The following is a 23,716-nucleotide window of genomic DNA, read 5'->3' on the forward strand; positions in this document are numbered from 1 at the left end:
TATTTTAAAGTATTAAGTTTTAAGTATCAGGTATTAAGTATTACCGGAGCTTACCGTCTTTTTATTTGGAAGCCACCAGTTCTGCTATTTTTACGATCACTTTCATTGCTTTCTCCATATTCTGGATAGGCACAAATTCGTAACGACCGTGGAAATTCAGACCACCGGCAAAGATATTCGGACAAGGCAATCCCTTAAAAGAAAGCTGCGCACCATCCGTACCTCCACGAATCGGTTTTACATTCGGTTTCACACCCACGGCTTCCATAGCTGCAAAAGCAGTATCGATGATGTGCATTACCGGTTCTATTTTCTCACGCATATTATAATACTGGTCGCGCAGTTCGAGTGTCGCAGTACCAGCTCCATATTCAGCGTTCATTTGAGCTACCAGACGTTCTATCTCTTTTTTACGGTTCTCAAATTTTGCACGGTCATGATCGCGGATGATATAAGACACAGTGCTTTGCTCCACATCCCCCTGAATACCAATCAAATGATAGAATCCTTCATAGCCGGTCGTATGTTCTGGTCTTTCCTGTGAGGGAAGCATCGTAATAAACTGATTGGCAAGATAGATAGAGTTAATCATCTTATCCTTGGCATATCCCGGATGCACATTACGTCCTTTAAAGGTTATTTTTGCGGCAGCAGCATTAAAGTTCTCAAACTCCAACTCCCCTACTTCACCTCCATCCATCGTATATCCCCATTCACAACCGAATTTCTCTACATCGAATTTATGAGCACCTTCACCGATTTCTTCGTCAGGATTGAAGCCGATACGGATTTTACCGTGTTTGATTTCGGGATGTTCCTTCAGATAAACCATCGCTGATACAATTTCCGCGATACCGGCTTTGTCGTCGGCACCGAGCAACGTTTTTCCGTTGGTTACAATCAAGTCTTCTCCCTTATGATCCAGCAATTCCGGGAATTGTGATGGAGAAAGGACTACATTCTCTTCAGCACAAAGCACAATATCCGAACCGTCATACTTTTCCACAATGCGCGGAGTGACATCTTTACCCGTCATATCAGGACTTGTATCCATGTGGGCAATAAACCCGATAGTGGGTACTTCTTTATTTATATTGGCAGGAAGTGTAGCAAAAAGATAGCCATGCTCATCCAAAGTAATATCTTCCAATCCCAAAGATTCCAACTCTTTTTTCAAGTATTCAGCAAAAATCATCTGCTTCGGAGTACTTGGAGTAAGCCCTGTCGATTCATCAGATTGTGTATCGAAGCTTACATACTTTAAAAATCTGTCTACTAAAGTCATATTGTTTTAATTACAAGTTACTAATTACAATTTACAAATTGATAGTTTATAGTGCCGTAAAGGTAAAAAAAGAGCCGTGAATTACAAAGCAATTCACGGCTCTTTTTATTGTATACTTTTATCCGGATACTTAAATATCCTATTTGACTACTTTAAAAATGGCTGCTACCATCAAAGCAATGTGTACAAACCTTGCATTTAGGTAATCCGATAGCCTCAATCAGCGTTTCCAGTGTATTAAACTTCAATGAACTGAGACCGAAACGCTCTGCAATAATACTAACCATCTTATCGTATTCCGGAGAACCGGTAGTAGCATATTTCTCCAGGTTCTTATTCTCATCCCCTTCCAGTTCCTTGATAATACGACGGGTAATCAACTCCAATGCATTTTTAGAAGCCGAAAAACCAACAAACGGACAAGCATAAATCAATGGCGGACAAGCGATACGCATGTGCACCTCCTTTGCTCCGTAATCATACAGAATCTTCACATTGTCACGTAATTGAGTTCCCCGCACGATTGAATCGTCACAGAACAACAAACGTTTATTTTGCAGCATGACACGGTTGGGAATCAACTTCATCTTAGCAACAAGCGAACGCATCTCCTGATTGCTCGGAGTGAAGCTACGAGGCCATGTCGGTGTATATTTTGAAATAGCACGATGGTAAGGAACCCCCTTTCCTTCAGCATATCCTAAAGCCATACCCACTCCCGAATCAGGAATACCGCAAGCACAATCCACTTCCGATTCATCTGTCTGTCCCATTTTCAATCCGCTGGTGAAACGCACTTCCTCTACATTCTTTCCTTCATAACAAGAAGTCGGGAAACCGTAGTACACCCACAAAAACGAGCAAATCTGCATATCCTCATTGGGCTTGCGAAGCTGGTCAACATGATCGTCATACATACGGACAATCTCACCGGGACCTAAATATCTCTCAATCTCATAATCCAGATTCGGAAAACTGGACGATTCGCTCGTTGCAGCATAAGCACCGTCTTTCCTTCCAATCACCACCGGAGTACGTCCCCATCGGTCACGGGCAGCGATGATACTACCATCTTCCGTCAGAAGCAACATCGAACAAGAACCCTTAATGTGCTTAAACACATTTTCGATACCTTCCACAAAAGTTCTGCCTTGTATAATAAGTAATGCGATAAGTTCCGTCTGGTTGGTGTTGCTCGAACTAAGTTCGGCGAAGTGCATGTTTTGACTGAGAAGTTCTTCTTCCAATTCCTGGATATTGACTATTTTAGCGACTGTGACAATGGCGAAGCGCCCGAGGTGAGAATTGATGATGATAGGTTGTGCGTCTGTGTCGCTAATGATGCCGATGCCGGCGTTTCCTTTGAATTTGTCCAGTTCTCCTTCAAACTTGGTTCGGAAATAAGTACTTTCCAAATTGTGAATGGAGCGTATAAAACCTTTTTCCTCACTGTATGTTGCGAGTCCTCCTCGCTTGGTACCCAGATGTGAGTTATAATCTGTGCCGTAGAATAAATCAGTCACGCAGCTAGTTTTCGAGACTGTTCCGAAAAAACCTCCCATGTTGTTCTCTTTATTGATGATGTTTTAAAAAAGATGGCGCAAAAGTACAAAAAAGAATTCGTCCTATAAAAAAAGCGCTCCGCAAAGTTTTAGTTTTCTTTGCGAAGCACAACTAATATTTATTAAAAAGCGGGGAATCCGAAAACAATCTTTTTACCGGAATCTTATTTCCATTTCTTGATCGTTTTCAAGTCAGCGGGAGTTGCTTCAATCAAACTTACTGCAAATCCTCCGCTACGTGCCAGCTTCACAGACATCTTATTCTTGTTTGTAACAAGTCCTTTTTTTATCTGGTAAGAAGTAGGATTCTTTTCAAAATCCGCCTCCTTTCCGTCAGCATAAAGAGTAGCTACATATTGTTTTCCCGGTTCGAGAAAATCAAGTGTAAAAGCAGAAGTACGGGGATTCTCATCGGTGATACCACCTACAAACCAGTTATCAGTACCTTTTGCCTTACGTGCTACGGTAATATAATCTCCCGGTTCCGCTTCCAGATACTTGCTGTCATCCCAATCAACGGCTACATCCTTGATAAATTGAAATGCATCCATGTGACGTTCGTAACTCTCCGGAAGGTCGGCTGCCATTTGCAAAGGACTGTACATCGTTACATAAAGTGCCAACTGTTTTGCCAAAGTTGTACGTACAAAACTGTGGTCGCCTGACAGGAAAGAAAGTTTTGTATCAAAGATACCCGGTGTATAATCCATCGGTCCACCAATCTGACGGGTGAAAGGAAGCAAGGTGGTATGGAACGGCTTATTCCCTGCAAAGGCTTCATATTCCGTGCCACGAGCCGATTCATTACCGATCAGATTCGGATATGTGCGACATAATCCTGTCGGACGGGTTGCTTCGTGAGCATTTACACAGATCTTATATTCGGCCGCTTTTTCCACCGCATATAAATAATGATTGTTCATCCACTGTCCGTAATGATGTTCTCCACGCGGAATAATATTACCTACATACCCGCTCTTCACAGCATTGTATCCGTTATCTATCATAAACTGATAGGCTTTATCAAGATGGCGCTCGTAGTTACGTACAGAAGCGGAAGTCTCGTGATGCATCATCAGCTTCACTCCTTTTTCCTTTGCATACGCATTGAGCATCTTCACGTCAAAATCAGGATACGGAGTTACGAAATCAAAGACATAATCCTTCGAATTTCCGAACCAGTCTTCCCAGCCTTCATTCCAGCCTTCCACTAAGATCTGGTCGAATCCATGCTCTGAAGCAAAGTCAATGTAACGCTTCACTTTGTCATTATTGGCTGCATGACGCCCGCTCGGTTTTGTTTGGGAATAATCCGTCTGTCCCAGTTTCACAGAATAAACATCATCCGTGTACGACCAGGAACTTTTTCCGGTAATCATTTCCCACCACACACCGATGTATTTCACCGGCTTAATCCAGGAAACATCTTCGTAGGCACAAGGTTCATTCAAGTTCAAAGTCAATTTGGAAGCCAGAATATCACGAGCATCATCACTGACAATCACCGTGCGCCAGGGTGAACGGCAAGGCGTTTGCATATAACCTTTATCCCCTTTTGCATCAGGAGTCAGCCATGATTCAAAAATCAGGTTCTGATCGTCAAGGTTCAGATGCATACAAGAATAATCAACCAAAGCCGCTTCATGCAGATTGATATACAACCCGTCGGCTGTCTTCATTTGCAAAGATGTCTGCACACCTGTTGGTGAAAAAGGAGTTTGAGAAGCATTTGGAGTAATTGCCCCTTGCAACAATCCGCGAATCTCTGAAAGCTTGGATTCGGTATAGTCATATTCCTGCGTATCATAATCGCCTGGAATCCAGAATGCCGTATGATCGCCGGCCATAGCAAACTGCGAATGTTCTTCTTTTATAACGAAGTAATTCAGATTCTTTTGCTGCGGGAACTCATAGCGGAACCCCAAGCCATCATTATAAAGACGAAAACAAATAATCAGATTACGATCTTGCGCCTTTTGATTCAGGGTAACAGCCATTTCATTATAATGGTTGCGGATCGATTTCACCTCTCCCCACACCGGTTCCCATGTTTCATCAAAAGCAGAAGTTTTAATATCGGCCAGAGTGAATCCATTCATCAGTCCGGGATCATTTTTCAATTCCAGTCCCAGTTTCGAAGGTTTAATCACCTCTTTTCCTTTATAAGAGAGTTCATACACCGGTTCTCCTTGCATGTTGACAGAGAAATTAAGTTTTAATTGTCCGTCAGGAGAAGTGATACTTTCGGCCTTTGCTGATGTGCCGAAGAAAAAAGAGAGCAACAGGCAGACCCACATTGCAGTTCCTATTTTCATGTTCTTCATGATATAAATGAGTTAGTTAATAATCGTATGGCAAAGATAGACCGGAAATCCAAGTAGTGTTTTTCTTTATAAAGAAAATATAGAGGAATACAGATTCAAAAACGAAATAAGTACTTAATAATAAAACAGATAACACATTTTGTCTCCCCCCCAAAATATAGTGTCTATGGTGATTAAATTAAAAGGATTAAATATGAATATTGCATAATCTTTCTATATTTGCAGATTATTATCTCAATCACATCAACAAACATTTTATTATTTATATGACACAACACCTTAGTTTATCCCGGAGGCTTCCAACAATTCGAAAAGGATTTTGAAGCCGCCTACAAATAATATCAATCTTTCAATCAAATGAGTAAAGAAGTTATCTATATCTTTATCGGTGGAGGAACTGGTAGTGCACTACGTTATTTTATCCAGTTGTTAATGCACGAACGAATCGTCCCTTATCATTTTCCATGGGCCACTTTCACGGTCAATCTTCTCGGCAGTTTTCTCATCGGTCTGTTCTATGCTCTTTCAGAGCGATTCCACCTTCCGTTCGAGGTCCGTTTGTTTCTGACAACGGGTTTATGTGGAGGTTTCACAACGTTCTCTACTTTCTCCAGTGATGGCGTAGGTCTGCTGAAAGGAGAATTTTACGGAGCATTTGTTCTATATACATTATTAAGTATAGGAATAGGATTAGCCGCAACGTTAGCCGGCGGATATGTGGGAAAACAGATTTAATAATTCGAATATAAATCCTACCTTTACGGCATGATTAAAAGAAACCCAACCAAACCCGTCCGCGTTGTTCCTCCCATGATGGAAGAACAGGAAGTCAGTACTATTACCCTACAGGAATGGCTCGACAGAGAAGAAACCGTCTCTCATCTTTTATTCTGCAAAGGAAAAGAAGAAGGCATCGACAAATCTTACAAAAGTTTCAAAAACTGCACCTTTCAGCATCAGACATTCAGCGAATGTAAATTCCGTTCCTCTCAACTGAGCGATGTCAGGTTCGAGAACTGCGACCTATCCAACATTTCTTTTGCTGAAAGTTCGCTCTACCGGGTAGAATTCATTTCCTGCAAACTATTGGGTACCAATTTATCGGAAACAACGATGAATCACGTCTTGCTGCATGACTGCAACGCAGGTTATATCAATCTGGCTATGAGTAAAATGAACCAGGTACGTTTTGCACACAGCCAGCTCCGCAACGGAAGTCTGAACGACTGCCGTTTTTCATCCGTCGCATTTGAGAGTTGCGATCTCGTAGAAGCCGATTTTTCACACGCTCCGCTTCGCGGAATAGATTTGCGCACTTCCCGTATCAGCGGAATCACGCTTAACATCAGCGATCTGAAAGGGGCTGTCATCACTTCCCTGCAAGCAATGGATTTGCTTCCACTGTTAGGGGTTATTATCGAAGATTAAAATCCTGCAAATTCACCCCGCCGCACTCAAACAAAAAGCATCGTCCCGTTGTTATAGTATAAGGTCGGACTAACGACATATAGGGAATAGGCACAAAAAGAATACCTATTTATAGTGATTTCTCACTCCCCGTCAAGTCCGTACTTTTGCAGAAATCTTATTCAAAAACAATAGAAACGATGAAAATTGAAAAAATTGTAGCTCGAGAAATTCTCGATTCAAGAGGTAACCCCACAGTAGAAGTTGACGTAGTATTGGAATCCGGCATTATGGGACGTGCATCTGTGCCGTCAGGTGCTTCCACAGGTGAACACGAAGCATTGGAACTTCGCGATGGTGACAAACAGCGCTATGGTGGAAAAGGAGTACAAAAAGCGGTTGATAATGTAAATAAAATCATCGCTCCGAAACTGATTGGTATGTCTTCACTCAATCAGAGAGGTATCGACTACACAATGCTGGCATTGGACGGCACTAAGACTAAATCGAATTTAGGTGCTAACGCTATTCTCGGTGTATCTCTTGCCGTAGCTAAAGCTGCTGCCAACTATCTGGATCTTCCTCTATACCGCTATATCGGTGGAACAAATACGTATGTAATGCCTGTACCGATGATGAACATCATCAACGGTGGTTCACATAGCGATGCTCCGATCGCATTCCAGGAATTTATGATCCGTCCCGTAGGTGCTCCTTCTTTCAGAGAAGGTCTGCGCATGGGTGCTGAAGTATTCCACGCTTTAAAGAAAGTCTTGAAAGACCGTGGCCTTAGCACTGCTGTAGGTGATGAAGGTGGTTTCGCACCTAACCTCGAAGGTACGGAAGATGCTTTGAATTCTATTCTGGCCGCTATCAAAGCAGCAGGATACGAACCGGGCAAAGACGTTATGATCGGTATGGACTGTGCTTCTTCCGAATTCTACCACGATGGTATTTACGATTATACCAAGTTTGAAGGTGAAAAAGGTAAGAAACGCACTTCCGCAGAACAAGTTGACTATCTGGAAGAACTAATCAACAAATTCCCTATCGACTCTATCGAAGACGGTATGAACGAAAACGACTGGGAAGGCTGGAAAAAGCTGACCGAACGCATCGGCAACCGTTGCCAGTTGGTAGGTGACGACCTGTTCGTAACCAACGTAGATTTCCTTGCAATGGGTATCGAAAAAGGCTGTGCCAACTCTATCCTGATTAAAGTAAACCAAATCGGTTCGCTGACAGAAACACTGAACGCTATCGAAATGGCTCACCGTCATGGATACACTACTGTTACTTCTCACCGTTCGGGTGAAACAGAAGATGCTACTATCGCCGATATCGCAGTAGCTACTAACAGCGGACAGATCAAGACAGGTTCTTTAAGCCGCTCAGACCGTATGGCTAAATACAATCAGTTACTCCGCATTGAAGAGGAACTGGGAGATTTGGCTGTATATGGTTACAAGAGAATTAAATAATTCAATATTCTCTTACTTGAATAATTCATCCCCGGACAATTAGATTATCCGGGGATTTTTACATATTAACCATTCACTAAATCTTTTTGCATTGTAAGAAAACTAGCTTCACTAAGCATCAATAAATATCTCCAATATTTTGCGAATTGAATTAATAAGGCTACATTTGCAACGTCTAACATATTAACAGACGGTGGGGAAACCTGCCTACTATCGCAGCGAGCATTTTTATGTTCGTATGTGAACTCTTATATGGGCGGTTTCGTCCCCCCATAGAGAGTGTTAATGCACCTCTAAACCTGCCGTCGGTATGTTAGACAATGGGACAGGCGAAACCGCTTTTTTATTAGCACTTCTTCCTCTCCCATCAATCTATTATTCATCTTTTAAATTCTAATGATTATGGAAAACAGTCAATTAAAAGACTTACAGGAAGAGGTTTCAGAAGCTACGAAACAGTATATCCTGACTACATTCAATTCTGAAAATGGAATGAAAACGTATTATTTGCAGATGTCAAACATAATACGCTCTGCGCACATTAATCCTCCCATTGACACCGAATACAACAGTTTAAAAAAGCTAAGCAAAAAGCTCAAGCAATATTGTACTTTCATTCAAACACTTGGCGAACATGAATGGGACAAGGGAATAGCCGATATTCAGAAAGCATTAGGCATTTATCTAATGCAAAATAACATCGAAAGTAAAGAACGCAAACAAACGAACCAAGAAATTGCCTCTCAACTGCAATTCATCGTTTTTCTCTCCGGGAATATAAATATCATCAAGCAACTTCATGGAATATTGCAACGCCATTTATCCAATGTGATGCTTTTACTCAGCTCCTATCCTGAGCATAATATACAAGAATGAATAACAATAATGAATCAAAAAGAAACTGTAAATCTTTGCTTTTCTTAAAAATGGGATATTACAACAATTAGGGAACTGTGTATTTCGATAATATGCGAATATATATAAAAAAGCATCCAGACTAATACCTGAATGCTTTTTTCTTGGATTTGTTATATATCCTTTTTTGAGCCTCTTGTCGGATTCGAACCAACGACCCCGAGATTACAAATCACGTGCTCTGGCCAACTGAGCTAAAGAGGCGGGTGGGTAAGCTATCTATATCGCGCCGCTACAACCAACTACCTTTGCTGCGATCAAGCCCTGGAGGATTCGAAGGGAGCTGGCCGTATAGGACTTACCCGTTTTGCGGTTGCAAAGGTAGACATTTTTATGTATTCTGCAATAGCTGCAGACAACTTTTTTACTAACAAAAGACTAACAGGCTACATTTCAGGCAATTAAAATTGCAAAAAAATATTCAGACAACAACTTCCTCTGCTTTATTAACTTTAACAACCAGATTTCCCCTACCAACCGATATTATTTGTACCTTTGTGCGCAATTTATAAATGAAGATGACAGAGAACAGAAGCTATTTACAAAAATATGCCATGCATTTTGGCACGTATATGGGAATCTACTGGATATTGAAGTTCATATTATTTCCGCTGGGATTCCACATACCTTTCCTTTCGCTTTTATTTGTAATCCTGACATTGTCCGTACCTTTCATCGGATATCACTATGCGAAAATGTACCGGGATAAGATTTGCGGAGGAAGTATCCAATTTTCACATGCCATGCTCTTTACCATATTTATGTATATGTTTGCTTCTCTGCTGGTAGCTGTGGCTCACTACGCCTATTTCCAATTCATCGATCATGGATTTATCATCAACTCTTACATCCAGTTGTGGGACGAACTGATGACCAACACCCCGGCTCTGATAGAAAACAAAGAAGTTATAAAAGAAACAATAGATACCGCCCGTTCACTTACTTCCATCAATATCACCATGCAACTATTGTCATGGGATGTATTTTGGGGAAGTATCCTGGCCATTCCCACCGCATTGATGGTAATGAAAAAGGCCAAACCGGAAAATGACGGAGTGTCTCAATCGTAATTTATAATTCGTAAGTAATTAGTAATAAAAAAATGGATATATCAGTTGTAATCCCATTATTCAATGAAGAAGAGTCACTACCCGAACTCTATGCTTGGATAGAACGGGTAATGCAAGCCAACGGATTCTCATTCGAAGTGATTTTCGTTAACGATGGAAGTACCGACCATTCATGGGAAGTGATCGAAAAGTTTAAAGCTCAATCGGAACATGTAAAAGGTATCAAATTCCGCCGTAACTACGGTAAATCACCTGCACTCTACTGTGGATTCGCTGAAGCGGAAGGAAACGTAGTCATAACGATGGATGCGGACCTACAAGATAGCCCAGACGAAATCCCCGAACTTTACCGGATGATTACAAAGGATGGCTACGACCTGGTATCCGGCTGGAAGCAAAAGAGATATGATCCTATTTCAAAAACACTGCCCACCAAGTTGTTTAATGCTACTGCCCGCAAAGTATCAGGCATCAAAAACCTGCACGACTTCAACTGCGGATTGAAAGCCTATCGCAAAGAGGTCGTAAAACATATCGAAGTGTACGGTGAGATGCATCGTTATATACCTTATTTGGCAAAGAACGCCGGATTCAAGAAAATCGGTGAAAAGGTGGTACACCACCAGGCGCGTAAATACGGCACAACAAAATTCGGACTGAACCGTTTCGTAAACGGGTATCTGGATTTACTCTCTCTTTGGTTCCTCTCCAGATTCGGCATCAAGCCGATGCATTTCTTCGGACTGTTGGGATCATTGATGTTTCTGATAGGAATGATTTCTGTCATCATCGTAGGTGCCAGTAAACTATATGCCATGTACAACGGTCTCCCCTACCGACTGGTGACCGACTCTCCCTATTTCTATTTGTCACTTACGGCAATGATTATAGGTACGCAATTATTCTTAGCCGGATTCCTTGGCGAACTCATCTCGCGCAATGCACCGGAACGGAATAACTATCAGATAGAAAAGAAAATTTGATTCACATTCAATAAACTGACTATGAAGAATTTAATTCGTATCTTTCTCATATTGACTATCATTGGCGGTGCAGTCAGCTTACACAGTGCCTGCTCGGATGAGAACGATTGCTCATTGGCAGGACGTCCGATGATGTACTGCACAATATATACCATTAATCCGGATAACCCTACTATTGCATTAAAAGACACGCTTGATTCATTAACAATCACAGCATTAGGCACCGACTCTATCATTCTGAACAATGAAAAGAATGTGCATACCCTGATGTTACCACTACGATACACAAGTGACACTACTGTGTTCATATTCAGATACGATCCCAAACGTAGAGAAAAAGATTTTGACACATTATACATTGTACAACAAAATACTCCTTATTTCCAGTCCATGGAATGTGGTTATATGATGAAACAAAATATAATCAGCGCTAAATTTGGAAAACCGGGAAGACCGGGTAACCCTCCTCCCTATGGCAACGGGCAGCCGGACCAGATAGATTCTCTTCATATAAAAAATAAAGAAGCCAATACAAATGAAATCGAGAACTTGCAGATATTCTATAATTATCGGCCAGAACGCACACCTGATGAAACGACTAATTAGTCTGCTTCTGCTCTTTTGCATTGGGCTTCCGTTGCTGGCACAACAGCAACGTCCGGCGCAAACGCCCAAAAGAGATCAGAAGAAAAAAGAGGTTGCCGAGATAGATACCATTCCGCTCTACAATGGTACGTATGTCGGTGTGGATTTATATGGCGTTGGAAGCAAGCTGCTGGGAGGCGACTTTATGAGTTCTGAAGTCAGCGTAGCCGTTAACCTCAAGAATAAATTCATCCCTACTATTGAGTTTGGTATGGGAGGAACAGATACCTGGAGCGAAACAGGCATACACTATAAGAGCAAAATGGCCCCATTCTTCCGAATCGGTGTGGACTACAACACCATGGCAAAGAAAAAAGAGAAAAATAGCTACTTGTATGCAGGACTTCGCTATGCATTCAGTTCATTTAAATATGATGTTTCCACAATGCCGGCAGATGATCCTATCTGGGGAGATGTAATAGGTAACCCCAGTTTGGAAGACGGTTATTGGGGAGGAAGTGTGCCATTCAGCCATCTGGGTATGAAAGGATCGGTGCAATGGCTGGAAATCGTTTTAGGCGTCAAAGTACGTATTTACAAAAACTTCAACATGGGGTGGTCGGTACGTATGAAATACAAAACCAAAGCATCTACCGGAGAATATGGAGACCCATGGTACGTGCCCGGTTACGGAAAGTTTAAATCAAATAACATGGGAATCACTTATTCCCTTATTTATAAATTGCCTCTTTAGAATACAATGACAGGACTAGAGATTTGGCTGCTTGCAATAGGTCTGGCGATGGATTGTTTCGCTGTCTCAATTGCAAGCGGTATTATTTTGAAACGTACCCGTTGGAAACCCATGCTAATCATGGCTTTTGCTTTCGGCTTTTTTCAGGCAATCATGCCATTTATCGGATGGATGTGTGCAAAGACATTCAGTCATCTTATAGAAAGTGTAGACCATTGGATTGCTTTCGCGATCCTTGCCTTCTTAGGCGGACGAATGATTTTAGAATCTTTCAAAGAAGAAGAATGTTGTAAACTGTTCAATCCGGCAAATCCGAAAGTGGTATTGACTATGGCAATAGCCACAAGTATTGATGCATTGGCAATCGGCATTTCCTTTGCCTTTCTGGGAGTTCAGGACTATACCGAAATCCTTCCTCCTATCAGCATCATCGGGTTTGTTTCATTTGTCATGTCACTCATCGGTCTGATCTTTGGTATCCAATGTGGCTGCGGCATCGCCCGGAAACTGAAAGCAGAGTTATGGGGAGGTATCATTCTAGTCATTATCGGACTAAAGATATTAATTGAACATTTATTTCTTCAATAAAACGAGTTTTCTCATCAAATAGAAGAGCGTATGAAAACAAAAAAAAGTTTCCTTTGGCTGGCTTTCCTGATTTTGGCAACTATCTGGATATTAGTCAGACATAATCAACAAGTTGGCTATTACAGTGTCAAAGGTTTGGTGTTTGGGACAGTATATAAAATTACTTATCAGCATGACGGTGACTTAAAACCGGAAATAGAAGCTGAACTAAAACGCTTCGACCAATCTTTATCGCCATTCAATGACAGTTCTGTTATCAGTCGCGTCAACCGCAATGAAGAGCTGGTGACTGATAGTTTTTTCCAGAAATGCTTCCATCGCTCGATGGAAATTTCCCGCGAGACAAAGGGTGCTTTCGACATTACAGTAGCCCCTCTTGCCAATGCTTGGGGATTCGGTTTCAAAAAAGGTGCTTTTCCTGATTCATTAATGATAGACAGTCTGTTACAAATCACCGGATATGAAAAAGTGAAAATGGATAACGGCAAAGTTATCAAACAGGATCCTCGTACTATGTTAAGTTGTAGTGCCGTGGCCAAAGGGTATTCGGTAGACGTAATTGCACAACTGCTCGACCGTAAGGGAATAAAAAACTATATGGTAGATATAGGCGGCGAGGTGGTAGTGAAAGGGAAAAATCCTTCCAAAGGCTTATGGCGCATTGGAATCAATAAGCCCATCGACGATTCACTGGCCGTAAACCAAGACTTACAGACAATTCTTGAGATAACAGATTTAGGCTTGGCTACTTCCGGAAACTATCGCAATTATTATTATAAGGATGGGAAGAAATACGCCCATACGATTGACCCTAGAACTGGCTATCCGGTACAACACAATATCTTGTCCTCTACGGTAATCGCCAAAGACTGTATGACTGCCGACGCCCTTGCCACCGCCTTCATGGTGATGGGACTGGAAGAAGCGGAAGCTTTCTGCAAAGCGGATACAACGATTGACGCCTACTTTATTTATAGTGGAGAAAATGGAGAGTTCAAGACTTATTATACGGAGGGAATGAAAAAATACATAACTACTCCGTAATATATATATTATACAAACAGAGGTTCTACTTGAGTAAAACAGAACCTCTATTCAATTGGCAAATATCTATTTCATAAACACGAAATACACTGCTGCAATCAGACAAATAAATGCAGCCAGATGATTCCAATGTAAAGCCTCACCTTTAAAGAAGATGGTAGTGAACACTGTAAAAATAACAAGTGTTATTACCTCTTGAATGACTTTTAGTTGCATCAATGAAAACGGGCCTCCATTGCCTATAAAGCCAATGCGATTGGCCGGTATCTGACAGGAATATTCAAAAAAGGCGATCGCCCAGCTGAACGCAATCACACCAATCAGCGGAAGAGCTGCGAACCAACTGTACTCCTGTTTCATCTTTAAATGTCCGTACCAAGCAAATGTCATAAAGACATTAGATACAATCAGTAACAAAATGGTATAGAATCCTTTCATAACAATCTATTCAAATTAATCTATTTTATCTGGTAATAATTCCTCCTGTACATTAGTCATACTGCTCCAAAGGCTATAACGAGCTTCCGGGTTCATCGCTTCCAACTGCCGTAAAATTCCTTTCATATCACTCCGGCTGGACTGCGATTCATAAGGACAATTCTTCACTTGCTTCTGATAATGACGCAAAGCTGCCAATTCTACCAAATCAGCTTCATGGACCAGACACATCGGACGAATAATTGTCATATCAAACTTCTTCATCACCAACCGGGGCGGCATTGTACTGAATGCTCCCTGATAAGTGATATTCATCAATAAAGTTTCCAGAATATCATCCATGTGGTGACCGAGAGCGATTTTATTGCATCCGTGCTCCTTGGCAACAGTAAACAAAGCTTTCCGGCGGTTCCATGAGCAGAGGAAGCAGGGAGATTTACGTGTATCGGTAGCAGGGTCAAAAGCAGTCTCATACTGTACAAAGGGAACTCCATACGCCTCGCAGTGCGCTTTCAAATATTCTGTATCGCTCTGATAAGGAATATTCTTCATCACTACATGAACGGCAACGACAGAAAAACGAGGCTTATAGATATGTGCGCGTCTACCCAACAGTTCAACAAGCGCCAGCGAATCTTTTCCTCCTGACAGTCCGATAAGGATTTTGTCTCCTTCTTCTATCAATCCATATTGCACCACTCCTTTACTAAACCGCCGTTCAATGCGGCGAATGGCTTTCTCTTCTTCCGTAAATTGTGTCATATCTTTGAAAATCGGCTGCAAAAGTAAGCGAAAAGAATGATTTAAAGAAGAATTAACATAATAGAATCACTGAAAAAGGGTTTATTTCTAATAAATTTGTACTTTTGAACAATTGATAAATGGACCGGTGCCCGAAAGCAGCAATGTTTTCAATCTACCCGTCACTCATAAACGCTCAAAACGATGAAAAGAAAATATATTCTATTTTTAATTTGCAGCCTCTTCCTTTGCGAAGTATCTGCACAAACGCTGGAACAGGCACGCACCTTATTCACTAAGGGTGACTATGAAAAAGCCAAGCCTGTCTTCAAAAAGTATGCTAAATCACAACCGTCGAACGGGAATTATAACTATTGGTATGGCGTATGTTGCCTGAAAACCGGAGAAGCGGAAGAAGCTGTGAAACCTCTTGAGATAGCAGTGAAAAAACGTGTTACCAGTGGACAACTCTATCTGGGACAAGCATATAATGAAACGTATCGTTTCGAAGATGCTGTAAACTGTTTTGAAGAATATATCGCAGATTTAAGTAAACGTAAGAAATCGACGGAAGAAGCGGAGAAACTTCTGGAAAAGAGCAAAGCTGACCTCCGGATGTTGAAGGGAGTGGAAGATGTATGTATCATTGACAGCTTCGTTGTAGACAAGGCGACTTTCCTCCATGCATACAAGATTAGTGAAGAATCAGGTAAATTGTTTACCTTCAATGATTTTTTCAAGACAGAAGGAGATCATCCGGGAACTGTCTATGAAACAGAAATTGGAAATAAAATCTATTATAGCGAAAAGGGCGAGAACGGTAATCTTGACATCTTCTCAAAAAACAAATTGCTGAATGAATGGAGTGACGGACGCCCGTTACCGGGTAGTATCAATGCTTCCGGAAACGCAAATTATCCGTTCGTTCTATCGGACGGCGTCACGGTTTACTATGCCAGCGATGGTGAAGGACTGGGTGGCTACGACATCTTTGTCACCCGTTACAACACGAATACCGACACTTATCTTGTTCCGGACAATGTAGGTATGCCGTTCAATTCACCGTACAATGATTATATGTACGTCATTGACGAATACAACAACCTCGGATGGTTTGCTTCCGACCGTTTCCAGCCTGAAGGAAAGGTATGCATTTATGTATTCATTCCTAATACTTCCAAGCAGACTTATAATTATGAAGCAATGGAACAGCAACAGATTATTCGTCTGGCACAGATTCATTCGCTGAAAGAAACCTGGAAAGACAAACAAGCTGTAACCGAAGCATTGCAACGCCTGGAAGCTGCCATCAGTCATAAGCCTAAAGAACGTCGTGCGATGGACTTTGAATTTGTCATTGACGATCATACGACTTACTATCTGATGAGCGACTTTAAATCCGCAAAAGCAAAGTCACTTTTCCAGCGTTACCAACAGATGGAGAAAGACTATTATCAGCAAGAAGAAAAGCTGAATAGCCTGCGTCAACAATATGCCGGTGCCAACCAACAGGGAAAAGAGAAAATGGCTCCTGCCATCCTCGACCTCGAAAAGCGGGTACTGCAAATGTCCGAAGAGCTGGATACTCTCAAAGTGAATGTACGCAATGCAGAAAAAACAAAATAAATTAATAACTCTGAACTATGGATATACTCATTATCGCCGTTCTCATTATTGCCGCAGTCATACTGTTTCTGGTAGAACAGTTCGTCATCCCGGGCATTAGCCTGGCCGGAATTTCTGCATTGGTTTGCATTCTTTATGCCAACTACTATGCGTTTGCCAATTTAGGTATGGCAGGAGGATTTATCACTCTTGGCATATCGGCGATTGCCTGCATCGGATCACTGATCTGGTTTATGCGATCGAAGATGCTGGACAAACTGGCATTGAAAAAGGATATTGATTCGAAAGTAGACCGTAGCGCAGAAGACAGCGTCAAAGTGGGTGATACAGGAATCAGCACCACACGTCTGGCACAAATCGGTTATGCCGAAATAAACGGAAAAATTGTGGAAGTAAAATCAATAGACGGATTCCTCAATGAAAAGACTCCGATTATTGTAAGCCGTATCACCGACGGTACAATCATGGTTGAAAAACACAAAGAATAATATTCACTTAATAATAACATCAATGGAATCATCTTTCTACTTGCCTATCTTTCTGATAGCTGGAGGTATTATCTTCTTGATAATATTTTTCCATTACGTGCCGTTCTTCCTCTGGTTGTCGGCAAAAGTGTCGGGAGTTAACATCTCGCTGATACAACTATTTTTAATGCGTATACGTAACGTTCCGCCGTACATCATCGTGCCGGGAATGATCGAGGCTCACAAAGCCGGTCTGAAAAACATTACCCGTGATGAACTGGAAGCCCATTATCTGGCGGGAGGACATGTGGAAAAGGTGGTTCACGCCTTGGTATCCGCATCGAAAGCGAATATCGAATTACCTTTCCAGATGGCTACTGCTATCGACCTTGCAGGACGTGACGTATTCGAAGCTGTACAGATGTCTGTAAACCCGAAAGTGATCGACACGCCTCCTGTTACGGCTGTTGCAAAAGACGGTATTCAGCTGATAGCCAAAGCACGTGTTACGGTACGTGCCAACATTCGTCAGTTGGTCGGTGGTGCAGGTGAAGATACGATCCTTGCCCGTGTAGGCGAAGGTATCGTTTCATCTATCGGTTCTTCTGAAAACCATAAATCGGTCCTTGAGAATCCGGATTCGATCTCTAAACTTGTACTTCGTAAAGGTTTGGACGCAGGAACGGCTTTCGAGATCTTGTCTATTGATATTGCGGACATCGATATAGGTAAGAACATCGGTGCTGCTCTGCAAATTGACCAGGCTAACGCAGATAAGAACATCGCACAGGCAAAAGCCGAAGAGCGCCGTGCCATGGCAGTTGCTTCCGAACAGGAAATGAAAGCAAAAGCACAGGAAGCTCGTGCTAAAGTGATCGAAGCAGAGGCTGAAGTTCCTAAAGCGATGGCTGAAGCTTTCCGCAGCGGCAACTTAGGCATCATGGATTATTATCGCATGAAGAATATTGAAGCTGACACCTCCATGCGCGAGAATATCGCTAAGCCGGCAACAGGCAATGCAGGCAATCAGCCATTGAGCAAATAATCGTTCACAAACGCCGGAATCCGATTTCATTTCAGTTGTAAGACGCACTCCCCTTTTCTAAAGGAAAAAGATAGTGGCTTCTTCTGAACTTAAATCCGGTTCCGGCGTTTCTATTTATAGATACAAATCCTATTATAAAACTAAAACCCTTCAATAACATGAAAAAGTACTTTCCATCCTCTGAATTGATTATCAATGAAGACGGTTCAGTATTCCATCTTCACGTAAAGCCCGAATGGTTGGCAGACAAAGTAATTCTGGTAGGTGACCCCGGACGTGTAGCACTCGTAGCTTCTCATTTCGAAAACAAAGAATGTGAAGTGGAAAGCCGCGAATTCAAAACCATCACAGGTATTTATAAAGGTAAACGGATTACAGTGGTTTCTACAGGAATCGGCTGCGATAATATCGACATCGTAATGAATGAACTGGATGCACTCGCCAATATAGATTTTAATACCCGCGAAGAAAAGGATCAGTTCCGCCAACTGGAATTAGTACGTATCGGTACATGTGGTGGCTTACAGCCCAACACTCCTGTCGGAACATTTGTGTGTTCGCAGAAGTCTATCGGCTTCGACGGATTGCTGAATTTCTATGCCGGACGAAATGCTGTATGCGACTTATCTTTTGAACGTGCATTCCTCAATCACATGGGTTGGTCGGGAAATATGTGCGCGCCTGCCCCTTATGTCATTGACGCCAGCGAAGAACTGATTGACCGGATTGCCAAAGATGACATGGTACGTGGAGTAACAATCGCTGCCGGAGGTTTCTTTGGTCCGCAGGGACGTGAACTTCGTGTTCCATTGGCAGACCCGAAACAGAATGATAAGATTGAATCTTTCGAATATAAAGGCTATAAGATTACTAACTTCGAAATGGAAAGTTCGGCTTTGGCAGGACTTAGCCGGTTGATGGGACACAAGGCTATGACCGTCTGCATGGTGATAGCCAACCGGCTCATTAAAGAGGCCAATACAGGATATAAGAACACAATTGATACACTGATTAAAACTGTACTTGACAGAATATAGAGGTACGCTCTTCTGAAAGCATAAAATTGTAATCGTTAAAATAGAATTATAAAGCTGTCTAACGAATTCTAAATATTGAAATTCCCCCACGCTACAAATAGTTATAGCGTGGGGGAAATTCTTAATAAGGGACTTGTTAGACAGTCCATTTTTATCATTTAGCCTATCTTCAACATAGTATCACTATGACGCCGTGATAGTAACGCTATAATACGATTATAGTGACATTATCCGAGAAGGATAGCGTCACTATATCACACAGTTATTTTTAATTTGATTTTTTATCAATAACCAATCGTGAATCTCTCCTGATGATGTTTCGGATATTCCAATTCATCAATCATTGCGGCAGCGTAATCTTCGACAGAGATATGGCTGTTTCCTACAATGTCTACAATCATATCATCTTTTCCCAACCGATAACGCCCTGTACGTACTCCCGGACGCATATCTGCTGCCGGAGAGAAGAACACCCAGTCTATTTCTTTCTCTTTCTTCAAGAAATTCAGATAAAACTCTCCTAAGGCTTTCACTCCCGGCAATATATTTTCGGGTACTTCGCCGGAATCCATCAAACGCAAGCCCGGAGCGATAAATAAAGAACCGGCACCACCAACCATCAGAAAACGATTGACGCCAGCCTTCTTCACTCCATCAATTATAGTCAGATAAACTTTAATGGTTTCATCGTATATATCAGGATTATTCCATCCCGGATTGAACGCACTAACAACGGCATCCGCACCTTTACAAACGTCGGCCATTTCATCAAGCACAGCTACATCGGCTTTCACCACTTTCAGATTTTCATTCTCTATCTTTATCTTTTCCGGATGACGAACTACTGCTGTAACTTCGAAACCACGATTCAAAGCCTCGTTCAGAAGAGCAGAACCAACAAAGCCACTTGCTCCGATAAGGACTATCTTTTTCACTTTCTCCATATTCAAATCTATTATAATGTTACTACTATTATAATAGTAACACTACAATATTCAGAATGTTGGTTCTCTTTTAGAAAATTAATTATCCGATGTAAGATTCTATCGTCTCTCTTAGCCTCTCCAAAGAATAGGGTTTTGAAATAACGGCGTTACATCCGGCTTGAATAGCCTGTTGCTGTTCGGTATAAAAAGCATACGCAGTCACTGCAATAATAGGCACGGTCAGAGAAATCGTACGAATCTTTTCAGTAGCCTGAATACCGTCCATCACCGGCATACGAATATCCATCAGTATCAAATCCGGGCTTTCACGGATGAAACTATTGATAGCCTCCTGCCCCAATTCTGAAAAAGAGCATTTGCCCGTAATGATATCATACTCCCACAAAGCTATTTGATGAGCTGCAAGCACAGAAAGTATTTCCTGGTAGTTTTCCCGTATGAGTTCGCTTTTCTCATTCGGAGAATATAAATTGATCGCTGGTTCCATAAGCATTATTGTTTTATTTTGTTTGGTGTACCACTGCACGGCAGCAAATATAAACAAATAAAGCACAAGTTGTGCTCAATTTTCTATTTTTTACTTAGAAACAATTATCTTTGCTCATCCAAAAAGAAAAAACAAATGAATCAAGATACGATCTGCGCTATCGCTACCGCCCAGGGCGGTGCTATCGGAAGCATCCGCGTTTCCGGTCCGGAAGCTATTTCTATCACCGGCAGCATATTCAAGCCCGCCAAGACTGGCAAATTATTGAGTGAGCAAAAACCATATACTTTGACATTCGGACGTATTTATGACGGGGACGAGATTATTGACGAAGTGCTCGTCAGTCTTTTCCGTGCCCCTCATTCATACACGGGAGAAGATAGTACGGAAATCACATGCCACGGTTCTTCTTATATTCTTCAACAGGTGATGCAGTTGCTTATTGAGAACGGTTGCCGCATGGCCCAACCGGGAGAGTATACGCAACGTGCTTTCCTCAATGGAAAGATGGATTTAAGTCAGGCAGAGGCTGTGGCGGACTTGATCGCTTCTTCATCTGCTGCCACTCATCGTTTGGCTATGAGCCAGATGCGAGGTGGTTTCAGCAGAGAATTGACGGAGTTACGCAACAAATTGCTGAATTTCACCTCTATGATTGAACTGGAGTTGGATTTCAGCGAAGAGGATGTTGAATTTGCCGATCGTTCTGCATTAAGGAAGCTAGCAGATGAAATCGAACAGGTCATTTCGCGGTTGGCTCATTCTTTTAGTGTTGGTAATGCTATTAAGAACGGTGTCCCTGTAGCTATTATCGGTGAAACAAATGCCGGAAAATCGACTTTACTGAATGTATTATTGAATGAGGATAAGGCGATTGTCAGTGATGTCCACGGGACAACGCGTGATGTGATCGAAGATACTATCAACATCGGAGGAATCACTTTTCGTTTCATTGATACTGCCGGAATCCGGGAAACCAATGATACGATTGAAAGTCTCGGTATCGAACGTACTTTCCAAAAGTTAGATCAGGCAGAGATTGTTCTTTGGATGGTAGATGCTGTGAATGCTGCCTCTCAAATAGAGCAGTTATCAGAGAAGATTATTCCGCGTTGTGAAGGAAAACATTTGATTGTTGTGTTTAATAAGGCGGATTTGATCGAAGACAAACAGAAAGAGAATTTATTATCTTTATTAAAAGACTTCCCCAAAGAATCTACGGAATCTATTTTCATCTCGGCCAAACAACGAGAGAACACAAGTGAACTGCAAAAAATGCTTATTGATGCCGCACACTTGCCTACAGTGACACAAAATGACATTATTGTGACAAATGTAAGGCATTACGAAGCTTTAAATAAAGCTTTGGAAGCTATTCATAGAGTACAGAGTGGACTTGATTCGCAGATTTCCGGAGATTTTCTTTCACAAGACATACGAGAGTGTATCTTCTTTATTTCGGACATCGCTGGTGAGGTTACGAATGATATGGTGCTTCAAAATATCTTTCAACATTTTTGCATCGGCAAGTGATACAAAGAAAAGAAAAGCATAAAAAGAGAAAATATAAATCTGTAAAGTGCGAAAAATCAATGATTTTATAAGGATTTGCATTTTCTCTTTTTCTCCATACTTTCTGCCTGTTTTCATATTTTTTTCGTAATTTTGTCCCCAGATTGTCCCCCGAAAGGGATGCGAGGGACAAAAATCTGTCCCCCGAAGACAATGAATCACATCTCTCATTAAAATAGGAACAGGCTATGACTAAGAAAACAACAATCCAGAAAGAACCCGTAAAATTACGGGAAAAGAAGTTGGCAAACGGTAACGTGAGCTTGTATCTCGACATCTACAGAAATGGGAAACGTCAGAAAGAGTATTTGAAACTTTATCTGATCGATGCCACTACTCCGCTGGAGCGTGAGCAAAACAGACAGACATTGGCAACCGCCCAGGCTATAAAATCCAAACGCCTCATTGAAATGCAGAATGGAGAGTATTCTTTCACTCGCCAATTCAAAGAAGATACTCCTTTTCTGGAATACTATCGGAAGATGGTTGAAGAAAGACACAAGAATCCTGAATCTGACGGAAACTGGGGTAACTGGAGAAGCTGCTTGCGTTATCTCGAAATCTATTGTGATGAGAAAACCACATTCAAAGATATTACTCCGGAGTTTATAAACGGCTTCAAGGATTTTTTGAACAATGTGGAAAAAGACACTCACAAGCGTACCGGTCCACGTAGGGAAAGGGATGTGTTTCAAGGCTTGTCCCAAAACTCAAAAGTCTCTTATTTCAATAAGCTCCGCGCCTGTATCAACCAGGCTTACGATGAAAGAATCATACCTGTAAATCCTTTGCGTGGAATCGAGGGATTCAAAGCCGCAGAAGTAAAGCGTGACTATCTGACCTTGGAAGAGGTAAAACAGTTGGCTGCTACTCCTTGCCGCTATCCTATTCTAAAAAGAGCTTTCCTCTTTTCATGCCTGACCGGACTTCGTAAAAGCGATATTCAGAAACTCACATGGAGCGAGGTTCAAAAATTTGGAGATTACACGAGAATCGTCTTCAAACAAAAGAAGACTGGCGGACAAGAGTACCTTGACATTTCCTCACAGGCAGAAAAATACCTCGGTGAAAGAGGCAACCCGGAAGATCTCGTCTTTACAGGATTTACATACGGAGCTTGGACTTCATTGGAATTACAGCGTTGGAGCATGGCTGCCAATATCAATAAAAATTTGACCTTCCACTGCGGGAGACATACCTTCGCTGTGCTTATGCTTGACTTGGGCGCAGACATCTACACAGTATCAAAACTATTAGGGCATAAAGAACTGGCAACCACACAAATTTATGCAAAGGTGCTTGACAAAAACAAGCAGAATGCCGTATCATTGATTCCAGATATTGATTAAATCCCGTGC

Annotated in this window: 22 protein-coding genes, 1 tRNA gene and 1 pseudogene; 16 read left to right on the forward strand and 8 right to left on the reverse strand. The window is 41.7% G+C overall.

Going from position 1 to position 23,716, the window contains the following annotated elements; all coding sequences use genetic code 11:
* Positions 1 to 61: 61 nt before the first annotated feature.
* The 3 genes from pepT to BSCG_RS21720 form a co-directional block, all read right to left on the reverse strand.
* Complete coding sequence (gene pepT, locus BSCG_RS21730; RefSeq protein ID WP_004302053.1) at positions 62 to 1,285, reverse strand: peptidase T; 1,224 nt, start codon at positions 1,283 to 1,285, stop codon at positions 62 to 64.
* A gap of 152 nt (positions 1,286 to 1,437) precedes the next feature.
* Complete coding sequence (locus BSCG_RS21725) at positions 1,438 to 2,847, reverse strand: amidophosphoribosyltransferase (RefSeq protein ID WP_008775124.1); 1,410 nt, start codon at positions 2,845 to 2,847, stop codon at positions 1,438 to 1,440.
* A 164-nt stretch (positions 2,848 to 3,011) separates the two neighbouring features.
* On the reverse strand, positions 3,012 to 5,171 hold the full coding sequence (locus BSCG_RS21720) for a glycoside hydrolase family 97 protein (RefSeq protein ID WP_004309779.1): 2,160 nt from the start codon (positions 5,169 to 5,171) through the stop codon (positions 3,012 to 3,014).
* A gap of 357 nt (positions 5,172 to 5,528) precedes the next feature.
* Between BSCG_RS21720 and crcB the strand changes: the two genes are divergently transcribed.
* The 4 genes from crcB to BSCG_RS21700 all read left to right on the forward strand — a co-directional run bounded on the left by crcB (position 5,529) and on the right by BSCG_RS21700 (position 8,935).
* Positions 5,529 to 5,906, forward strand: coding sequence for a fluoride efflux transporter CrcB (gene crcB / locus BSCG_RS21715; RefSeq protein WP_004309778.1), 378 nt, complete (start codon positions 5,529 to 5,531; stop codon positions 5,904 to 5,906).
* A gap of 30 nt (positions 5,907 to 5,936) precedes the next feature.
* Positions 5,937 to 6,599: a pentapeptide repeat-containing protein gene (locus BSCG_RS21710; RefSeq protein WP_008644437.1), complete on the forward strand. Its 663-nt coding sequence runs from the start codon at positions 5,937 to 5,939 to the stop codon at positions 6,597 to 6,599.
* Between the two features lie 179 nt (positions 6,600 to 6,778).
* Entirely contained in the window at positions 6,779 to 8,059 is a 1,281-nt protein-coding gene (eno, locus tag BSCG_RS21705; RefSeq protein ID WP_004302046.1) for a phosphopyruvate hydratase, read from the forward strand.
* A 402-nt stretch (positions 8,060 to 8,461) separates the two neighbouring features.
* A complete protein-coding gene (locus BSCG_RS21700) occupies positions 8,462 to 8,935 on the forward strand; it encodes a hypothetical protein (RefSeq protein ID WP_008644435.1) in 474 nt (157 codons plus the stop codon).
* 169 nt (positions 8,936 to 9,104) lie between these two features.
* On the opposite strand, the gene BSCG_RS21695 is transcribed toward BSCG_RS21700, so the two are convergent.
* Positions 9,105 to 9,178, reverse strand: a tRNA-Thr gene (locus tag BSCG_RS21695).
* Positions 9,179 to 9,486: 308 nt separating this feature from the next.
* On the opposite strand from BSCG_RS21695, the gene BSCG_RS21690 reads away from it, so the two are divergent.
* From BSCG_RS21690 to BSCG_RS21665, 6 genes are read left to right on the forward strand one after another with little or no spacing between them, the layout of a single operon-like run.
* Positions 9,487 to 10,044 carry a DUF4199 domain-containing protein gene (locus BSCG_RS21690; protein WP_015532571.1) on the forward strand — a complete coding sequence of 186 codons (558 nt, stop codon included), beginning with the start codon at positions 9,487 to 9,489 and terminating at the stop codon, positions 10,042 to 10,044.
* A 32-nt stretch (positions 10,045 to 10,076) separates the two neighbouring features.
* Positions 10,077 to 11,027 (forward strand): glycosyltransferase family 2 protein, encoded by a 951-nt coding sequence (locus BSCG_RS21685; RefSeq protein WP_004309773.1) that lies wholly within the window; start codon positions 10,077 to 10,079, stop codon positions 11,025 to 11,027.
* Between the two features lie 21 nt (positions 11,028 to 11,048).
* Positions 11,049 to 11,633 (forward strand): DUF6452 family protein, encoded by a 585-nt coding sequence (locus tag BSCG_RS21680; protein WP_004309772.1) that lies wholly within the window; start codon positions 11,049 to 11,051, stop codon positions 11,631 to 11,633.
* Positions 11,617 to 12,366 (forward strand): DUF6048 family protein, encoded by a 750-nt coding sequence (locus BSCG_RS21675; protein WP_004309771.1) that lies wholly within the window; start codon positions 11,617 to 11,619, stop codon positions 12,364 to 12,366. The genes BSCG_RS21680 and BSCG_RS21675 overlap by 17 nt, the downstream gene beginning before the upstream one ends.
* 6 nt (positions 12,367 to 12,372) lie before the next feature.
* On the forward strand, positions 12,373 to 12,954 hold the full coding sequence (locus BSCG_RS21670) for a manganese efflux pump MntP family protein (RefSeq protein ID WP_004302038.1): 582 nt from the start codon (positions 12,373 to 12,375) through the stop codon (positions 12,952 to 12,954).
* 30 nt (positions 12,955 to 12,984) lie between these two features.
* A complete protein-coding gene (locus BSCG_RS21665) occupies positions 12,985 to 13,998 on the forward strand; it encodes an FAD:protein FMN transferase (protein WP_004309770.1) in 1,014 nt (337 codons plus the stop codon).
* Positions 13,999 to 14,064: 66 nt separating this feature from the next.
* On the opposite strand, the gene BSCG_RS21660 is transcribed toward BSCG_RS21665, so the two are convergent.
* Positions 14,065 to 14,436 (reverse strand): DMT family protein, encoded by a 372-nt coding sequence (locus BSCG_RS21660; protein WP_004302024.1) that lies wholly within the window; start codon positions 14,434 to 14,436, stop codon positions 14,065 to 14,067.
* 15 nt (positions 14,437 to 14,451) lie between these two features.
* Positions 14,452 to 15,198, reverse strand: coding sequence for an ATP-binding protein (locus tag BSCG_RS21655; RefSeq protein ID WP_008775127.1), 747 nt, complete (start codon positions 15,196 to 15,198; stop codon positions 14,452 to 14,454).
* A gap of 183 nt (positions 15,199 to 15,381) precedes the next feature.
* On the opposite strand from BSCG_RS21655, the gene BSCG_RS21650 reads away from it, so the two are divergent.
* The 4 genes from BSCG_RS21650 (at position 15,382) to BSCG_RS21635 (ending at position 19,352) form a co-directional block, all read left to right on the forward strand.
* Positions 15,382 to 16,803, forward strand: coding sequence for a tetratricopeptide repeat protein (locus BSCG_RS21650; RefSeq protein WP_008775128.1), 1,422 nt, complete (start codon positions 15,382 to 15,384; stop codon positions 16,801 to 16,803).
* 17 nt (positions 16,804 to 16,820) lie between these two features.
* Positions 16,821 to 17,291, forward strand: a complete 471-nt coding sequence (locus BSCG_RS21645; RefSeq protein ID WP_008775129.1) for an NfeD family protein — start codon at positions 16,821 to 16,823, stop codon at positions 17,289 to 17,291.
* A 22-nt stretch (positions 17,292 to 17,313) separates the two neighbouring features.
* The gene (gene floA / locus BSCG_RS21640; protein ID WP_004316484.1) at positions 17,314 to 18,315 is read left to right on the forward strand and encodes a flotillin-like protein FloA; all 1,002 of its coding nucleotides are present in this window, start codon (positions 17,314 to 17,316) and stop codon (positions 18,313 to 18,315) included.
* Between the two features lie 158 nt (positions 18,316 to 18,473).
* Positions 18,474 to 19,352 carry a nucleoside phosphorylase gene (locus tag BSCG_RS21635; protein WP_008775130.1) on the forward strand — a complete coding sequence of 293 codons (879 nt, stop codon included), beginning with the start codon at positions 18,474 to 18,476 and terminating at the stop codon, positions 19,350 to 19,352.
* Positions 19,353 to 19,636: 284 nt separating this feature from the next.
* Here the strand turns inward: BSCG_RS21635 and BSCG_RS21630 are convergent, their stop codons facing one another.
* Both BSCG_RS21630 and BSCG_RS30385 read right to left on the reverse strand, forming a co-directional pair.
* The gene (locus BSCG_RS21630; RefSeq protein WP_008775131.1) at positions 19,637 to 20,296 is read right to left on the reverse strand and encodes an NAD(P)-dependent oxidoreductase; all 660 of its coding nucleotides are present in this window, start codon (positions 20,294 to 20,296) and stop codon (positions 19,637 to 19,639) included.
* An 82-nt stretch (positions 20,297 to 20,378) separates the two neighbouring features.
* Positions 20,379 to 20,636 (reverse strand): annotated as a pseudogene (locus BSCG_RS30385) (response regulator); the annotation flags it as partial.
* A gap of 285 nt (positions 20,637 to 20,921) precedes the next feature.
* On the opposite strand from BSCG_RS30385, the gene mnmE reads away from it, so the two are divergent.
* Positions 20,922 to 22,319 carry a tRNA uridine-5-carboxymethylaminomethyl(34) synthesis GTPase MnmE gene (mnmE, locus tag BSCG_RS21620; protein ID WP_008775133.1) on the forward strand — a complete coding sequence of 466 codons (1,398 nt, stop codon included), beginning with the start codon at positions 20,922 to 20,924 and terminating at the stop codon, positions 22,317 to 22,319.
* A gap of 227 nt (positions 22,320 to 22,546) precedes the next feature.
* Positions 22,547 to 23,707 carry a site-specific integrase gene (locus tag BSCG_RS21615; RefSeq protein WP_008775134.1) on the forward strand — a complete coding sequence of 387 codons (1,161 nt, stop codon included), beginning with the start codon at positions 22,547 to 22,549 and terminating at the stop codon, positions 23,705 to 23,707.
* The last annotated feature ends 9 nt before the right edge of the window (positions 23,708 to 23,716 follow it).

The organism is Bacteroides sp. 2_2_4 (assembly GCF_000157055.1).
GTDB classification, from domain to species: Bacteria; Bacteroidota; Bacteroidia; order Bacteroidales; family Bacteroidaceae; genus Bacteroides; species Bacteroides ovatus.

Coding starts and splice junctions, on each gene's coding strand:
- pepT (WP_004302053.1), bottom strand. CDS start 1,285: ATGACTTTAGTAGACAGATTTTTAAAGTATGTAAGCTTCGATACACAA.
- BSCG_RS21725 (WP_008775124.1), bottom strand. CDS start 2,847: ATGGGAGGTTTTTTCGGAACAGTCTCGAAAACTAGCTGCGTGACTGAT.
- BSCG_RS21720 (WP_004309779.1), bottom strand. CDS start 5,171: ATGAAGAACATGAAAATAGGAACTGCAATGTGGGTCTGCCTGTTGCTC.
- crcB (WP_004309778.1), top strand. CDS start 5,529: ATGAGTAAAGAAGTTATCTATATCTTTATCGGTGGAGGAACTGGTAGT.
- BSCG_RS21710 (WP_008644437.1), top strand. CDS start 5,937: ATGATTAAAAGAAACCCAACCAAACCCGTCCGCGTTGTTCCTCCCATG.
- eno (WP_004302046.1), top strand. CDS start 6,779: ATGAAAATTGAAAAAATTGTAGCTCGAGAAATTCTCGATTCAAGAGGT.
- BSCG_RS21700 (WP_008644435.1), top strand. CDS start 8,462: ATGGAAAACAGTCAATTAAAAGACTTACAGGAAGAGGTTTCAGAAGCT.
- BSCG_RS21690 (WP_015532571.1), top strand. CDS start 9,487: ATGAAGATGACAGAGAACAGAAGCTATTTACAAAAATATGCCATGCAT.
- BSCG_RS21685 (WP_004309773.1), top strand. CDS start 10,077: ATGGATATATCAGTTGTAATCCCATTATTCAATGAAGAAGAGTCACTA.
- BSCG_RS21680 (WP_004309772.1), top strand. CDS start 11,049: ATGAAGAATTTAATTCGTATCTTTCTCATATTGACTATCATTGGCGGT.
- BSCG_RS21675 (WP_004309771.1), top strand. CDS start 11,617: ATGAAACGACTAATTAGTCTGCTTCTGCTCTTTTGCATTGGGCTTCCG.
- BSCG_RS21670 (WP_004302038.1), top strand. CDS start 12,373: ATGACAGGACTAGAGATTTGGCTGCTTGCAATAGGTCTGGCGATGGAT.
- BSCG_RS21665 (WP_004309770.1), top strand. CDS start 12,985: ATGAAAACAAAAAAAAGTTTCCTTTGGCTGGCTTTCCTGATTTTGGCA.
- BSCG_RS21660 (WP_004302024.1), bottom strand. CDS start 14,436: ATGAAAGGATTCTATACCATTTTGTTACTGATTGTATCTAATGTCTTT.
- BSCG_RS21655 (WP_008775127.1), bottom strand. CDS start 15,198: ATGACACAATTTACGGAAGAAGAGAAAGCCATTCGCCGCATTGAACGG.
- BSCG_RS21650 (WP_008775128.1), top strand. CDS start 15,382: ATGAAAAGAAAATATATTCTATTTTTAATTTGCAGCCTCTTCCTTTGC.
- BSCG_RS21645 (WP_008775129.1), top strand. CDS start 16,821: ATGGATATACTCATTATCGCCGTTCTCATTATTGCCGCAGTCATACTG.
- floA (WP_004316484.1), top strand. CDS start 17,314: ATGGAATCATCTTTCTACTTGCCTATCTTTCTGATAGCTGGAGGTATT.
- BSCG_RS21635 (WP_008775130.1), top strand. CDS start 18,474: ATGAAAAAGTACTTTCCATCCTCTGAATTGATTATCAATGAAGACGGT.
- BSCG_RS21630 (WP_008775131.1), bottom strand. CDS start 20,296: ATGGAGAAAGTGAAAAAGATAGTCCTTATCGGAGCAAGTGGCTTTGTT.
- mnmE (WP_008775133.1), top strand. CDS start 20,922: ATGAATCAAGATACGATCTGCGCTATCGCTACCGCCCAGGGCGGTGCT.
- BSCG_RS21615 (WP_008775134.1), top strand. CDS start 22,547: ATGACTAAGAAAACAACAATCCAGAAAGAACCCGTAAAATTACGGGAA.